The sequence below is a fragment of the Pseudomonas sp. ADAK2 TE3594 genome, assembly GCF_053628675.1.
The window spans coordinates 4,437,945-4,451,428 of the sequence record NZ_JBRJGV010000001.1; the positions used below are offsets into that span (position 1 = coordinate 4,437,945).

At 60.0% G+C, this 13,484-nt stretch carries 14 protein-coding genes; 5 read left to right on the forward strand and 9 right to left on the reverse strand.

Annotated features, from left to right (window positions below; all coding sequences use genetic code 11):
* Positions 1-25: 25 nt before the first annotated feature.
* The gene (locus AB7M22_RS19645) at positions 26-1,858 is read left to right on the forward strand and encodes an ABC transporter ATP-binding protein (RefSeq protein WP_454187520.1); all 1,833 of its coding nucleotides are present in this window, start codon (positions 26-28) and stop codon (positions 1,856-1,858) included.
* A 48-nt stretch (positions 1,859-1,906) separates the two neighbouring features.
* Here AB7M22_RS19645 and AB7M22_RS19650 read toward each other — a convergent pair whose 3' ends face one another.
* From AB7M22_RS19650 to AB7M22_RS19660, 3 genes are all read right to left on the reverse strand, one after another.
* Positions 1,907-2,395: a GNAT family N-acetyltransferase gene (locus tag AB7M22_RS19650; RefSeq protein ID WP_454187521.1), complete on the reverse strand. Its 489-nt coding sequence runs from the start codon at positions 2,393-2,395 to the stop codon at positions 1,907-1,909.
* A 102-nt stretch (positions 2,396-2,497) separates the two neighbouring features.
* Positions 2,498-2,986: a GyrI-like domain-containing protein gene (locus tag AB7M22_RS19655; protein ID WP_454187522.1), complete on the reverse strand. Its 489-nt coding sequence runs from the start codon at positions 2,984-2,986 to the stop codon at positions 2,498-2,500.
* A gap of 66 nt (positions 2,987-3,052) precedes the next feature.
* Complete coding sequence (locus tag AB7M22_RS19660; RefSeq protein ID WP_123719239.1) at positions 3,053-3,715, reverse strand: LysE family translocator; 663 nt, start codon at positions 3,713-3,715, stop codon at positions 3,053-3,055.
* Positions 3,716-3,853: 138 nt separating this feature from the next.
* On the opposite strand from AB7M22_RS19660, the gene alaC reads away from it, so the two are divergent.
* Positions 3,854-5,074, forward strand: a complete 1,221-nt coding sequence (alaC, locus tag AB7M22_RS19665; protein ID WP_454187523.1) for an alanine transaminase — start codon at positions 3,854-3,856, stop codon at positions 5,072-5,074.
* 75 nt (positions 5,075-5,149) lie between these two features.
* Here alaC and AB7M22_RS19670 read toward each other — a convergent pair whose 3' ends face one another.
* The gene (locus AB7M22_RS19670; RefSeq protein ID WP_160389755.1) at positions 5,150-6,502 is read right to left on the reverse strand and encodes a GntP family permease; all 1,353 of its coding nucleotides are present in this window, start codon (positions 6,500-6,502) and stop codon (positions 5,150-5,152) included.
* 81 nt (positions 6,503-6,583) lie between these two features.
* Positions 6,584-7,117, reverse strand: a complete 534-nt coding sequence (locus AB7M22_RS19675) for a gluconokinase (RefSeq protein WP_007902444.1) — start codon at positions 7,115-7,117, stop codon at positions 6,584-6,586.
* A 216-nt stretch (positions 7,118-7,333) separates the two neighbouring features.
* Here AB7M22_RS19675 and gntR point away from each other — a divergent pair, with 216 nt between their 5' ends.
* Together gntR and AB7M22_RS19685 are read left to right on the forward strand one after the other, a co-directional pair.
* Positions 7,334-8,365 carry an HTH-type transcriptional regulator GntR gene (gene gntR / locus AB7M22_RS19680; RefSeq protein ID WP_454187524.1) on the forward strand — a complete coding sequence of 344 codons (1,032 nt, stop codon included), beginning with the start codon at positions 7,334-7,336 and terminating at the stop codon, positions 8,363-8,365.
* A gap of 67 nt (positions 8,366-8,432) precedes the next feature.
* Entirely contained in the window at positions 8,433-9,065 is a 633-nt protein-coding gene (locus tag AB7M22_RS19685) for a glutathione S-transferase family protein (protein WP_454187525.1), read from the forward strand.
* 120 nt (positions 9,066-9,185) lie between these two features.
* Here AB7M22_RS19685 and AB7M22_RS19690 read toward each other — a convergent pair whose 3' ends face one another.
* Positions 9,186-10,061 carry a LysR family transcriptional regulator gene (locus AB7M22_RS19690; RefSeq protein WP_454187526.1) on the reverse strand — a complete coding sequence of 292 codons (876 nt, stop codon included), beginning with the start codon at positions 10,059-10,061 and terminating at the stop codon, positions 9,186-9,188.
* Between the two features lie 99 nt (positions 10,062-10,160).
* Between AB7M22_RS19690 and gstA the strand changes: the two genes are divergently transcribed.
* Entirely contained in the window at positions 10,161-10,763 is a 603-nt protein-coding gene (gene gstA / locus AB7M22_RS19695; protein ID WP_454187527.1) for a glutathione transferase GstA, read from the forward strand.
* A 110-nt stretch (positions 10,764-10,873) separates the two neighbouring features.
* Here the strand turns inward: gstA and AB7M22_RS19700 are convergent, their stop codons facing one another.
* The 3 genes from AB7M22_RS19700 to AB7M22_RS19710 form a co-directional block, all read right to left on the reverse strand.
* Complete coding sequence (locus AB7M22_RS19700; RefSeq protein ID WP_454187528.1) at positions 10,874-11,887, reverse strand: ABC transporter substrate-binding protein; 1,014 nt, start codon at positions 11,885-11,887, stop codon at positions 10,874-10,876.
* Positions 11,884-12,432 (reverse strand): sigma-70 family RNA polymerase sigma factor, encoded by a 549-nt coding sequence (locus AB7M22_RS19705; protein WP_454187529.1) that lies wholly within the window; start codon positions 12,430-12,432, stop codon positions 11,884-11,886. The genes AB7M22_RS19700 and AB7M22_RS19705 overlap by 4 nt, the downstream gene beginning before the upstream one ends.
* 239 nt (positions 12,433-12,671) lie before the next feature.
* The gene (locus AB7M22_RS19710) at positions 12,672-13,463 is read right to left on the reverse strand and encodes a phosphate/phosphite/phosphonate ABC transporter substrate-binding protein (protein WP_454187530.1); all 792 of its coding nucleotides are present in this window, start codon (positions 13,461-13,463) and stop codon (positions 12,672-12,674) included.
* Positions 13,464-13,484: the final 21 nt, after the last annotated feature.

The following is a 13,484-nucleotide window of genomic DNA, read 5'->3' on the forward strand; positions in this document are numbered from 1 at the left end:
GAGCCCGTGCGCGGGCGGAGAACCGATGCTTTATCGTCGTTTTGAAAAACTGATCGACATTTTCCGCGATGCACCGACGGCGGCTCCGCCGGATCGGGTTCTCCCCTTCTATACCTATTACCTGAAACAGGTCTGGCCGAGTTTCGCCGTCCTGCTGATCGTCGGCCTGTTCGGTGCGCTGATCGAAGTGGCGCTGTTCAGCTACCTGAGCCGCATCATCGACCTCGCCCAAGGCACGCCCAACGTCGATTTTTTCAAGGAACACGGCATCGAACTGGCCTGGATGGCGGTGGTTGCGCTGGTCCTGCGCCCGATGTTCGTTGGCCTGCATGACCTGCTGGTGCACCAGACTTTGAGCCCCAGCCTGACCAGCCTGATCCGCTGGCAGAACCACAGTTATGTGCTCAAACAGAGCCTCAATTTCTTCCAGAACGACTTTGCCGGGCGCATCGCCCAACGCATCATGCAGACCGGCAACTCGTTGCGCGATTCGGCTGTGCAAGCGGTGGACGCGCTATGGCACGTGCTGATCTACGCGATCAGTTCGCTGGTGCTGTTCGCCGAAGCCGACTGGCGCCTGATGATCCCGCTGCTGACCTGGATCGCCGCCTTCATCGGCGCCCTCTACTACTTCGTGCCACGGGTCAAGGAACGCTCGGTGGTGTCGTCCGATGCGCGCTCCAAGCTCATGGGGCGGATCGTCGATGGCTACACCAACATCACCACCCTGAAGCTGTTCGCCCACACCAATTTCGAGCAGCAATACGCCCGCGAAGCGATCAAGGAACAAACCGAAAAAGCCCAACTGGCCGGCCGTGTGGTGACCAGCATGGACGTGGCCATCACCAGCATGAACGGCCTGCTGATCGTCAGCACCACCGGCCTCGCGCTGTGGCTGTGGACGCAATCGCTGATCACGGTGGGCGCCATCGCCCTCGCCACTGGCCTGGTGATCCGCATCGTCAACATGTCTGGCTGGATCATGTGGGTGGTCACTGGCATTTTCGAAAACATCGGCATGGTTCAGGACGGTTTACAGAGCATTTCCCAGCCGGTCAGCGTCACCGACCGCGAGCAGGCCAAGCCTTTGAATGTGGCGCGTGGCGAGGTGCGTTTCGATCACGTCGATTTCCACTACGGCAAGAAAAGCGGGGTTATCGGCGACCTCAACCTGACCATCAAACCCGGTGAGAAAATCGGTCTGATCGGCCCGTCCGGTGCTGGCAAATCGACGCTGGTCAATCTGCTGCTGCGTCTCTACGACGTGCAGGGCGGGCGGATTCTCATCGACGGCCAGAACATCGCCGAAGTCGGCCAGGAAAGCCTGCGTGAACGCATCGGCATGATCACCCAGGACACTTCGCTGCTGCACCGCTCGATCCGCGATAATTTGTTGTACGGCAAACCCGATGCCACCGACGCCGAACTCTGGGAAGCGGTGCACAAGGCCCGGGCCGACGAATTCATTCCGTTGCTGTCGGACTCCGAAGGCCGCACCGGTTTCGATGCTCACGTCGGTGAACGCGGCGTGAAACTCTCCGGTGGCCAGCGTCAGCGGATTGCCATCGCCCGGGTCCTGCTCAAGGACGCGCCGATCCTGATCATGGACGAAGCCACCTCGGCACTGGACTCGGAGGTCGAAGCGGCGATTCAGGAAAGCCTCGAAACCCTGATGCAAGGCAAGACCGTGATCGCCATCGCCCACCGCCTCTCGACCATCGCGCGGATGGACCGCTTGGTGGTGCTGGAAAACGGCAAGATCGCCGAAACCGGCAGCCACGCCGAACTGCTGGCCCATGGCGGCTTGTATGCGCGGTTGTGGCAGCACCAGACCGGCGGGTTTGTCGGGATCGATTGAGGCTTGTGAATCAACACCGGCCCACACTGGATCTGGGCCGGCCGCGGGTTACAGCGTCAACACCATCTCATGCCACGCCATGCCGCCATGGTCGGACGCCGAAGGCTTGATGTAGGCAAAGCCAAACCCGGCATAGAGCGCAATATGCCGCTCTTTGCACATCAGGTGGATGCTGGCCTTGTTCAGTGCACGCATGCGCTGGATAAATTCACCCATCAAACGTTTCGCCAGGCCCTGCCCTTGGTAGTCGGGATGTACCACCACCGACATGATCACCACGTGCGGGCCGGCCGGGTCGTGGCCGATCAGTTCCTTGAACGCCTCGTCCGACATTTCTACCTGAAATGCCGCACCGGAATTGATGAAACCGGCTACAACGCCATCCACTTCAGCGACGATGAAGCCCTCGGGCCAAGTGGCAATACGGGTGGCGATTTTCTCGCGGGTAGCGGCTTCATCGCCTTCGTAGGCAACGGTTTCGATGGCATAGCAACGGTCCAGGTCAGCGGGGCTGACGTGGCGGATGACGGTGTTCATGGCAGCTCGGAATCGGCGTGGGGAAGGTTGGGGATCATAAATCAATAAGGTGTTGATATCGATCAGAGCAGCGGACCGACGATCCGCCGCTTGACCCGCTCATTACACTTTTAGCGGCAGCCAGATTTCCAGCACGCCGGTATTGAGCTTCGGGTTGAAATCGTCGCTGTAGCGTTCGAAATCCGGGGCATCCGCTGCCTCGCGACCGGACTGCGGTAGCCAGGTTTTCCAGATGTACTGAAAGGTTTGCGGCAGCGTATCCAGAGGGCCCTTGTGTTCGAACACCGCGTAATACTGGGGCTGAATCTCGATCCAGCGGTATTTCTCGGGCAGGTCGTCGAGCTTGCTGATCTCGACGCCGGCGATGTATTCGAAACCGCCCTTGCCGTCGGGATTACAGCAAACACCATAGGTCGCTTCGCCCTGTTGGCCGGGCACATTGCCGAGGTGCGGGACGAATTTTTCCCACAGTTTGGGAATCTGCTTCGGGGCCGTCTCTTGGGTAAATCGTCCGCCCAGCCCCGCTATGAGCATGAAGTGCCCGTTTTCGAAGCGTGGTTCGGCCGTTTCGACGCCTGTTTGCTCATCCATGACTCAACTCCTGGTACAAAAGGTGGGTTCGGCTGGGAGTATAGAAGCCAAACCCGATTCGCCAAATTACAGTGCGTGCAACTGTTCGATGGCGCCTGGACCGATGAACTCGTTATAACCCGACAGGATCACGTAGACCGCGAAATAACAGAAGATCGCTGCCGATGCCATGTAGGAATAACGCAGCAATTTGTCACCGAGCAATTTGCCGCCGTGGCTCGCAGCGAAGCACAGACCAACACACCAGAGCACCCCGGCGCACAAGAAACCGCCGAGAAACAGCGCCGAACTGAGCGCGCCACCACCGCCGGAACGGGCGATCAGCGTGCCGCCCACCGCGGCGAACCAGAGAATGGCACTGGGCGATGACATGGCGAGAAAAATCCCGCGGAAAAACTCGCGACGGTGCGAGTTGTGCCCCACCTCCGGGGTTTGCGCCAACAGCGCTTCATGGTGAATGGCCGAATAGATCATCTTCGCCGCAAAATACACCAACAACGCCGAGCCGCCGATCCACAACACCCAGCGCACGGTCTCGTACTGCAGCAATACGGTCATGCCGGCCAATGCCAGCACCGCGTAAATCAAGTCGCCGACACACGTCCCCAGCCCCAGGGCAAAGCCTTGAAAATAGCCGCGCTGCATCGCCAGCGTGATCATCGCGATATTGGCCACACCGATGTCCAGGCACAGCGAAAGGCTCAACAAGAAGCCACTGGTAAATTCCATCGACCATATCCTTGGGGAAAATTTATTGATGCGCAGGCTAGACAGTTTGCCACGACTGCCCTTACATTCCGCCACAGGCCACCGCAGTGGCCAGCGTCGCTCGGACGGTTCCGGGCGCTTACGTTATCCGAGGCAACAATGGCCGAACAAGGTTCGCCGCGCCGCTTTGCGCGCATAGATCGACTCCCCCCTTACGTTTTCAACATCACTGCCGAGCTGAAGATGGCCGCCCGTCGTCGTGGCGAAGACATCATCGACTTGAGCATGGGCAACCCCGACGGCGCCACGCCACCGCACATCGTCGAAAAACTCGTCACCGTTGCCCAGCGTGAAGACACCCACGGTTACTCCACGTCCAAAGGGATTCCGCGCCTGCGCCGGGCGATCTCCAACTGGTACAAGGATCGCTACGCGGTCGATATTGACCCGGAAACCGAAGCCATCGTCACCATCGGTTCCAAGGAGGGTCTGGCGCATTTGATGCTGGCCACCCTCGATCAGGGCGACACCGTGCTGGTGCCGAACCCGAGCTACCCGATCCACATCTACGGTGCCGTGATTGCCGGTGCCCAGGTGCGGTCGGTGCCGCTGATTCCTGGCGTGGATTTCTTCGCCGAGCTGGAACGGGCGATTCGCGGCTCGATCCCGAAACCGAAGATGATGATCCTCGGCTTCCCGTCCAACCCCACCGCCCAGTGCGTGGAGCTGGACTTCTTCGAGCGAGTGATCGCCCTCGCCAAACAGTACGACGTTTTGGTGGTGCACGACCTGGCCTACGCCGACATCGTCTACGACGGCTGGAAAGCCCCGTCGATCATGCAGGTGCCCGGCGCCAAGGACATCGCGGTGGAGTTTTTCACCCTGTCCAAGAGCTACAACATGGCCGGCTGGCGCATCGGTTTCATGGTCGGCAACCCGGAGCTGGTCAACGCCCTGGCGCGGATCAAGAGCTATCACGATTACGGCACGTTCACCCCGCTGCAAGTCGCGGCCATCGCGGCGCTGGAAGGCGATCAGCAGTGCGTCAAAGACATTGCCGATCAGTATCGGCAGCGGCGCAACGTGCTGGTCAAAGGCCTGCATGAACTGGGCTGGATGGTCGAAAACCCGAAAGCATCGATGTATGTCTGGGCCAAGATTCCCGAGGCTTACGCACACATGGGCTCGCTGGAATTCGCCAAGAAACTGCTGGCCGAGGCCAAGGTCTGTGTCTCGCCGGGTGTGGGATTTGGCGAGTATGGGGATGATCATGTGCGCTTCGCGCTGATCGAAAACCAGGACCGGATTCGTCAGGCCGTGCGCGGGATTCGCGGGATGTTCCGGGCGGATGGATTGGTTCAGAAAACCAGCGCCAGTTAAATCGCCTTCGCGGGCAAGCCTCGCTCCTACAGGTTCATACCATTCCTGTAGGAGCGAGGCTTGCCCGCGAAGCTTTTAAACGAACAACGACAACAGCAGGATGAAGCCCAGGCCCACCACGGACAGGATGGTTTCCATCGCGGTCCAGGTCTTGAAGGTTTCCGCAACGGTCATGTTGAAGTACTGCTTCACCAGCCAGAAACCTGCGTCGTTGACGTGGGACAGGATCAACGAACCGGCACCGGTGGCCAGCACCAGCAGCTCACGGTTCACACCCGGAATCATCCCCACCACCGGCACCACGATGCCCGCGCCAGTAATGGTCGCCACGGTCGCCGAACCGGTCGCGATACGGATCACCGCCGCCACCAGCCAGGCCAGCAGGATCGGCGAAATCTGTGCGTTCACCGCCATGTGGCCGATCACATCGCCCACACCGCTGGTTACCAGCATCTGTTTGAAGCCACCACCGGCACCGATGATCAGAATGATCGCGGCGGTCGGTGCAAGGCTTGCATCGAGCCATTTCATCATTTGGCTGGAACCGATGCCCTGCTTGTAGCCGAAGGTATACAGCGACAGCAGCAATGCCAGCAGCAACGCCGAAATCGGGTGACCGATCAGGTCCATGAAAGCGCGGAAGATGTTGCCATCGGGCAGCACCACGTCGGCAAATGTCTTGAGCAGCATCAGGAACACCGGCAACAGCACGGTCACCAGAGTGATGCCGAAGCTCGGCAGTTCAGCCGAATCCGTTTCGCGCGCCAGTTGATCCACCAGCTCCTGGTTCGGATGACCGGGAATGTGCTTGGCAATGAACGTGCCGTAGATCGGACCGGCAATAATAGCGGTCGGCAACGCAACGATCAGACCGTAAAGAATGGTTTTACCGATGTCGGCACCGAACACGCCGATGGCCAGCAGCGGACCCGGGTGCGGCGGCACCAGGCCGTGTACCGCGGACAGACCAGCCAGCAGCGGGATACCGATCTTGATGATCGACACGCCAGTGCGACGGGCCACGATGAACACCAGCGGAATCAGCAGCACGAAGCCGATTTCGAAGAACAGCGGGATGCCGACCAGGAAGGCCGCGAACATCATGGCCCACTGCACCTTGTCCTTGCCGAACGCACGAATCAGGGTCTGGGCAATCTGATCCGCCCCGCCCGACTCGGCCATCATTTTGCCGAGCATGGTGCCCAGCGCCAGGATGATGCCGACGAAACCAAGCACACCACCGAAGCCGTCCTGGAACGCCTTGATGATGGTGCCGATCGGCATGCCGGACGTCAGCCCGAGGAAGGCGGCGGCGATGATCAGTGCGAGGAATGGGTGCAACTTGAACTTGGTGATCAGGACGATAAGCCCGATCACCGTGACCACTGCATCGAGCAGCAGAAACGTCTCGTGGGACATGCCAAACATTAGGGGTGTCTCCTGGTTGTTGTTGTTATTAAAGCGGTTATTCAGAGGCCGTCAGGACAGCGCTATCTCTTGGAGCAAAACTCAACTGGCGAGTTTCAAGCCATGATCGAGCCACCAGGCATGAGCCTGCTTCGCCAACTCATCGACGCTGTGGCTGGACGCATCCAGAGCCAGGGTCAGGGGCTCACCAACGGGCGATTCAAGTGTGGCGAACTGGCTGTCGATCAAGGTCGACGGCATGAAGTGGCCCGGCCGATGAGACACACGATCGGCGGCGACTTCGGGGGTCAGCTCAAGGAAAACGAAGCCCAGGCCCGGCAAGGCACTGCGCAAGCGTTCGCGGTAACTGTGTTTGAGGGCCGAGCAAGTCAGCACCGGGCGCTCGCCCTTGGCATCGACGCGGCGCAGTTCATCGCACAGGCTGTCGAGCCAGCCGGCACGGTCTTCATCGTTCAAGGGGATACCCGCGCTCATCTTTTCGATATTGGCGGCAGGGTGGAAAGTGTCGCCTTCAATGGCGGTCGCGCCGCTAAGCTGGCACAGGGACTGGCTGACGCACGTCTTGCCGCAACCGGCAACGCCCATGATGACCAGGGCGGTGATGGGATGATTCATGTAACACCTCAGCGCGCAGACAGCGCTACCTTTGCTACGTAAGACTCTAGTGCAAAAGCAGAAGTTGCCGACGCCTTCTTGTCATTTTTGTGGGTTGCAGCATGTTCGTTCTCGATGCCAAAAAAGCGAGGATCAGGCAAACCTCGTTCACGCATTTGCAGCTGCATCGAGACAGCGCTACCTTAGTGCCTTGAATTTTGTTTGGCAAGCCGTCCGATGATTACCCCTAAAAACGATAAAAATACTCGCACCACTGGCCGCCCTACCCTCAACGAAGTCGCGCGCCTGGCCGGTGTCAGCCCGATTACCGCGTCCCGCGCCCTGCGCGGCGTCAGCACGGTGGCCACCGAACTGGTGGAAAAAGTCCAGAAGGCCGCCCTCGACCTGAACTACGTGGTCAACCCCGCCGCCCGCGCCCTGGCCTCGGCCCAGAGCCATTCCGTCGTGGTTTTGGTGCCGTCATTGTCCAACCTGCTGTTCATCGACACGCTGGAAGCCATTCATCAGGTTTTGCGACCAAAGGGCTTCGAAGTGCTGATCGGCAACTTCCATTACTCGCGTGATGAAGAAGAAAACCTGCTGCGCAATTACATGGCTTATCAGCCTCGCGGCCTGTTACTGACCGGTTTCGACCGCACCGAAAGTTCGCGGCGAATGATCGAGGCCAGCAACATTCCCTGCGTCTACATGATGGAACTGGACAGCGCGGCCGGGCTCAATTGCGTCGGCTTTTCGCAAGTCGCGGCCGGCGAAACGGCGGCCGGGCATTTGCTTTCCCGCGGTCGCAAACGCCTGGCCTACATCGGCGCTCAACTGGACCAGCGCACGCTGCTGCGCGGCGAAGGTTTCCGCCGCGCGCTGCAAAAGGCCGGCTTGTACGATCCGGACCTGGAAGTGCTGACACCACGAGCCTCGTCAGTAGGTCTGGGCGGTGAATTGTTTCTGCAACTGCTCGCGGCCCATCCGGACGTCGATGCGATCTTCTTCGGCAACGACGACCTGGCCCAGGGCGCGTTGCTCGAAGCGTTGCGCAATGGAATCAAGATTCCCGAGCGCGTGGCGATCCTCGGCTTCAACGACCTGCCGGCATCTGAGCACATGGTGCCGCGCCTGAGCAGCATCAGCACTCCACGAGAAGCCATTGGCCGTCGCTCCGCGGAGCTGATGCTGACCTTGCTGGCCGGCAATTCAGTGACCAAACCAGTACAGGATATGGGGTTTGAATTGAAGGTGCGCGAGAGCACCTGAAGCACGACCATTCCCATGCTCCGCGTGCTAGATTCCCGATACCTGGAACAGCAAACGGAGTAGCTCAATGGGATATGCGCTGAAGATTTTGGGTAGGGCCTCGTCAATCAACGTCAGAAAAGTCCTGTGGACCTGCGACGAACTGGGCGTTTCCTACGAACGCGAAGACTGGGGCAGCGGTTTCGCATCAACCCAGAGCCCGGAATTTCTCCAGCTCAACCCCAACGCCCAGGTGCCGGTGCTCATCGACGAAGCCGGCGTGCTGTGGGAGTCCAATACCATTTGCCGGTACCTGGCCGGTAAACACCAGAACACTGACCTGTTGCCCAGCGAACCGGCGGCCCGCGCTCGCGTGGAGCAGTGGATGGACTGGCAAGCCACCGAACTCAACCCATCCTGGGGCTACGCATTTTTTGCGCTGGTCCGGCAATTGCCGAACTTCCAGGACTCGCAGCGGATTGCCGATGGCGTTCGCGGCTGGAACGCGAAAATGGGCATTCTCGAACAGCAACTCGCAGCGACCGGTGCATATGTCGCCGGACCGCAGTTCACACTGGCCGATATCCTCATCGGATTGTCGGTCAACCGCTGGCGGATGACCCCGATGGAACGCCCGAACTACCCCGCCGTCGACGCCTATTGCCAGCGGCTGGCGTTGCGGCCGGGGTTCATGGAACACGCCTGTAACGGCGTGCCTTGATTTAGTCAGCGCAATCCATGCAGGAGCGAGGCTTGCCCGCGAAAGCAGCGTGTCAGGTAATGATGATGTCGACTGACACACCGTCTTCGCGGGCAAGCCTCGCTCCTACATGGATTTGCGCTACGGACAGTCTGCGAGCATTCCCAACAATGCCCGCACCGCCGCCGAAGGTTCTTTGTCGGGCGCGACCACCAAGGCAAACTCCCGCTCGATACGCGGCCTCACCGGCACTACTCGCAAGCCTTGGCGATTGGCCGGCAAGGTCATTTCCGGCACCACAGTCACACCGATGTTTTCCCGCACCAGAGTGAACGCACTGCTCCACTCTCGCACCTCGGCTCGCACATCCAGCAGTTGCAGCCCGGCATCGGCTGCCAGGCTGCGGGCATTGGTCGAACAACCGCCCGTGGCCAGCACAAAGGGTTGCTCCGCCAGTTCAGCCAATGAAACGCCCTCCTCATTCGAGCGGCGCGCCAAGGGGTGGCCACCGGGTAAAACCGCCACCCAGGCATCACGCCCCAGACGACCGGCATTGCGCGCGGGCGCCGGGTTCAACACCACGCCGACATCCACCAGCCCGGTACTGAGCAATGTTTCCACTTCATCGTCGCTGACCTCCAGTGCCACCACTTGAATGCCGGGATACAGCCGATTGAACTGGCGCAGCAGCGGCGGCAGAAAGGTCGCCAGCACCAACGGAAAACTGGCCAGGCGAATCGTCCCGCGCTGGATGTCCTTAGCGGCATCGACGGTACTGCGAATGTTCTCGAGGGCGCCGAGCATGGTTCGCGCCTGTTCGATCACAGGCAAGCCGATGGCGGTCGGCAAGGTCTGGCGGTTTTCCCGGCTGAACAGCTGAACGCCCAGGGTTTCTTCGATCAGTGCCAGCGCCTGACTGGCACCGGACTGGGTCATCCCGACCCGCTCGGCCGCCCGGGTTATGTTGCCGGTATCGGCCACCGCCACCACCATTCGCCAATGCATCAAGTTCATCATGGCAGTAGCTTTCCTAATGGCAGTGTTCTGAAAGATTAATTTTACCGAGGGTGCCGCGCACTATGACACTGGCGCAAACCCGCAACCAGAGCCCTGCCCATGAAGTTGTATTACGCCCCGCAAGCCTGCTCATTGGCGCCGCACATTGTGCTGCGCGAACTGGATTTGCCGTTCGAGTTGGTCCGCGTCGACAACAGCACCAAGAAAACCGTCAGCGGCGAGGACTTTATTGCCGTCAACCCCAAAGGCTACGTTGCGGCATTGCAGCTGGATAACGGTGATGTGCTGACCGAAGGCCCGGCGATCCTGCAGTACCTGGCGGACTTGCGGCCCGAGGCCGACCTGGCAGCGGAAAACGGGACGTTCGAGCGGGTGCGTTTGCAGGAATGGCTGAATTTCATTTCGACCGAGATTCATGGCGGGCTGGGTTGGCTGTTCAACTCGCTGTTTCCGGAAGGTGTGAAAGCGCTCATCAAAGAGAAGCTGTTCAAGCGTTTTGTCGTGTTGAGTCAGACGCTGGAGGGGCAGGATTATTTGATGGCTAGCGGATTCAGTATTGCTGATGCGTATCTGTTTACCGTGTTGCGCTGGACGCAGGTGTTTGGCATCGATTTGAATCAGTGGCCGGCGTTGGCGCGGTTTCAAGTACGGATTGGTCAGCGGCCAGCCGTGAAAGCGGCGTTGGCTGTGGAGTTGGCGTAAGGCTTTAGATCGCTTCGCGGGCAAGCCCGCTCCCACAGGATTTGTGAACACCGAAGATCCAGTGTGGGAGCGGGCTTGCCCGCGATAGCTATCGATCAAACACCGCTGAACTACAAACTCGAATTCACCTTCGCGGCCACCTCCCCCGGCACCCAACTCTTCCACACCTGCGGCTGATCGCGCAAAAACGCTTCGGCCACCTGACGCGGTTGCTGGCGTTTTTCGCTCATCTGCCCGAGGGTCTGGTTCAGCAGATCAATTGGCAAATCGACCTTTTCGAAGAACGCCACCAGGTCCGGGTACTGCGCCTTGAACGGTGCCGACACACCGATGGCCAGGCTGGCTGGCATCGATCGCGTGCCCTTGGGGTTCGGGTTGTTGGCATCGGCCAGAGTTTTCCAGGCTTGCGCGTCGAACGGCGGTTCTTCGAGTTTCACCAGTTTGAAGCGGCCCAACAGTGGCGTCGGCGACCAGTAGTAAAACAGCACCGGTTTGCCACGACGGATCGATGAAGCGACCTCGGCATCCAGCGCCGCGCCGGAACCGGTGCGGAAGTTGACGTAGCTGGCAGTCAGGTCATAGGCCTTGAGTTTCTGGCTGTTGACGATCTCCGACGTCCAGCCGGTCGGGCTGTTGAGGAAACGTCCGCGGCTTGGGTCTTCCGGGTCACGGAACACGTCTTTGTAGCGCGCTAGGTCGGCGACGGATTTCAGCTCCGGCGCCAAAGGTTTAATGCCGCGTTCCGGGTCGCCCTTGATCACATATTCCGGCACCCACCAACCTTCGGTGGCGCCTTTGACCGTGTCGCCCAAACCAAACACTTTGCCCTCCGATGCCGCCTTGACCCAGGCCGGACTGCGCCCCGCCCACTCTTCGCCAATCACTTGAATGTCGTTCTTGGCCAACGCGGCTTCGAGGCTGACGGTACTGCCCGGCAAAGTGTCGGTCGGGTAGCCGTAACCTTTCTCGACGATCAACCTCAGGATCTCGGTGATCAGGCTGCCACTTTCCCAGGTGATGTCACCGAAGTGGATGGGCGTGGTTTTTTCTGCAGCCGGAACGTGCCCAGCCACAAGGCTCAGCGCCAGCAGCGAACTACCGAGCAGGGTTTTGATCGATCTCATGCGGACCTCTGGGTCAGGGGTGGTCGGTTCAAGGGTTCGTTGGCGCTGTGCTGGGTGCACAGAGCCTGAGAGCGGGTCATGTAGACGCTGACCGAGCGCAGGGAAACGCCCAGTTCGGCGGCGATTTGGGGGTAGGTCAGGCCGTCGATTCGCGACAACAGGAACGTTGCCCTGACCTTGCCCGGCAGGCGCTCGAGGGTTTGATCAAGGTGTGTCAGGGCCTGGGAAAACTGCGCCAGATCTTCAGGCGATGGCCCGCCGAACGGGTCAATCGGCGATAGCTGATCGAGGTGCTGGCGTTCCAGATCGCGACGACGCCACAGCTGATAAATCAACCGATGGGCAATGGTGGTAAGCAAGGCGCGAGGTTCGCGAATGGGTGTCAAGCCTGGTGATTCGAGCAACTGTACGAAGGTCTCGGCAGCGATGTCTTCGACACTGGGACTGGCCCCCAGGTATCGGCGCAGCCGTGCGCACAGCCAGGCGTAGTGAGCGCGGAACAATCCGCCCACGTCGTTGCGATGGGAAAGGTCGGCGCCGGACATAGAGGCTCCATGGGTTAGGGGTCGCTGAATGTCCGGTGATCCGGTGGCGCGATCCTAGCAAGGAGCCTTATTCATTAATAATACTTAAAACGAATTTTTATATTCCATAAATGAATTTAAATAAGCGGCGCCTGATACATCGCTATCGCGGGCAAGCCACGCTCCCACAAGTCCACCGAAGTCCTGTGGGAGCGTGGCTTGCCCGCGATTGATGGAACTGTCGGCACAAGCCTCAAGCCTCATCGCAACCGCCCGTACCCCAGCGCCTCGGCCTCCTGCTGATAATCGAGAATGACTTGATAGTCGCTTTCGGTGGCCGGCAGCACCTCTTGCAGGCCGAGGATTTCCGCGACCTCGGGCAACTCCTTCAACGTCTGGTTCATCACCCGTCGAAGCTGTTCAGCCTGCTCATCGGTGGTGTCAGCGGCTGCGATGTAGGGCAACGTCGGGCTGAACGCCGTGCGCGCCAACACGCGCAGGCCCGTGACCTCCGCCTGGGCATGCTGCGCCAGATAGGCGAAGGTCACGCTGTCGATGGCGGCCAGGTCTGCCAAGTCATCACGCAGCCAACGCAAGCTTTCGCGGTGGCTGCCGCTGATGGCGACGGTGGCAAAAAACTGCCCGTCGCGGTGCAGTGGCGCCAGTCGGTGACGCAACAGATTCATGCCACTGTTGGAGTCTTCACCGTTGATCACACCGCGACTGCCTCGCAAGGCCGACAAGGTCCATCGAGGATCATCGGCACGCGTCAATAACAGGCTGCAATGGTTACCGCCGTTGCTGTCCGGGAGTTCGTAACGAGGACGACCGATGACCCGGACGCGACCGCGTAACGCCGTCATCAAGGGATAACCGCAAGTCTGGGTCAGTAGCAGGTGCGGGGACAACCAGAGGTCCATCAGCGACAGCCCTTCGGCAGCGAGGCGAGTGCTGCCGAGCTGTTCGAGAATCCGCGCCAGCCAACGCTCGTTGGCCTGGCGGATCGGCTCGGGGGCGATGTACATCAGTAATTCAGCGAGGTGTTGTGTCATTGAAACCCTCTAAGCAACAAA

Bases quoted from the DNA above. Each gene is read 5' to 3' on its own strand.
- AB7M22_RS19685 (WP_454187525.1), top strand. From the start codon at position 8,433: ATGGGATATGCGCTGAAGATTTTGGGTAGGGCCTCGTCAATCAACGTC.
- AB7M22_RS19660 (WP_123719239.1), bottom strand. From the start codon at position 3,715: ATGGAATTTACCAGTGGCTTCTTGTTGAGCCTTTCGCTGTGCCTGGAC.
- AB7M22_RS19700 (WP_454187528.1), bottom strand. From the start codon at position 11,887: ATGAGATCGATCAAAACCCTGCTCGGTAGTTCGCTGCTGGCGCTGAGC.
- AB7M22_RS19675 (WP_007902444.1), bottom strand. From the start codon at position 7,117: ATGAATCATCCCATCACCGCCCTGGTCATCATGGGCGTTGCCGGTTGC.
- AB7M22_RS19650 (WP_454187521.1), bottom strand. From the start codon at position 2,395: ATGAACACCGTCATCCGCCACGTCAGCCCCGCTGACCTGGACCGTTGC.
- gntR (WP_454187524.1), top strand. From the start codon at position 7,334: ATGATTACCCCTAAAAACGATAAAAATACTCGCACCACTGGCCGCCCT.
- AB7M22_RS19655 (WP_454187522.1), bottom strand. From the start codon at position 2,986: ATGGATGAGCAAACAGGCGTCGAAACGGCCGAACCACGCTTCGAAAAC.
- AB7M22_RS19645 (WP_454187520.1), top strand. From the start codon at position 26: ATGCTTTATCGTCGTTTTGAAAAACTGATCGACATTTTCCGCGATGCA.
- AB7M22_RS19710 (WP_454187530.1), bottom strand. From the start codon at position 13,463: ATGACACAACACCTCGCTGAATTACTGATGTACATCGCCCCCGAGCCG.
- gstA (WP_454187527.1), top strand. From the start codon at position 10,161: ATGAAGTTGTATTACGCCCCGCAAGCCTGCTCATTGGCGCCGCACATT.
- AB7M22_RS19705 (WP_454187529.1), bottom strand. From the start codon at position 12,432: ATGTCCGGCGCCGACCTTTCCCATCGCAACGACGTGGGCGGATTGTTC.
- AB7M22_RS19690 (WP_454187526.1), bottom strand. From the start codon at position 10,061: ATGATGAACTTGATGCATTGGCGAATGGTGGTGGCGGTGGCCGATACC.
- alaC (WP_454187523.1), top strand. From the start codon at position 3,854: ATGGCCGAACAAGGTTCGCCGCGCCGCTTTGCGCGCATAGATCGACTC.
- AB7M22_RS19670 (WP_160389755.1), bottom strand. From the start codon at position 6,502: ATGTTTGGCATGTCCCACGAGACGTTTCTGCTGCTCGATGCAGTGGTC.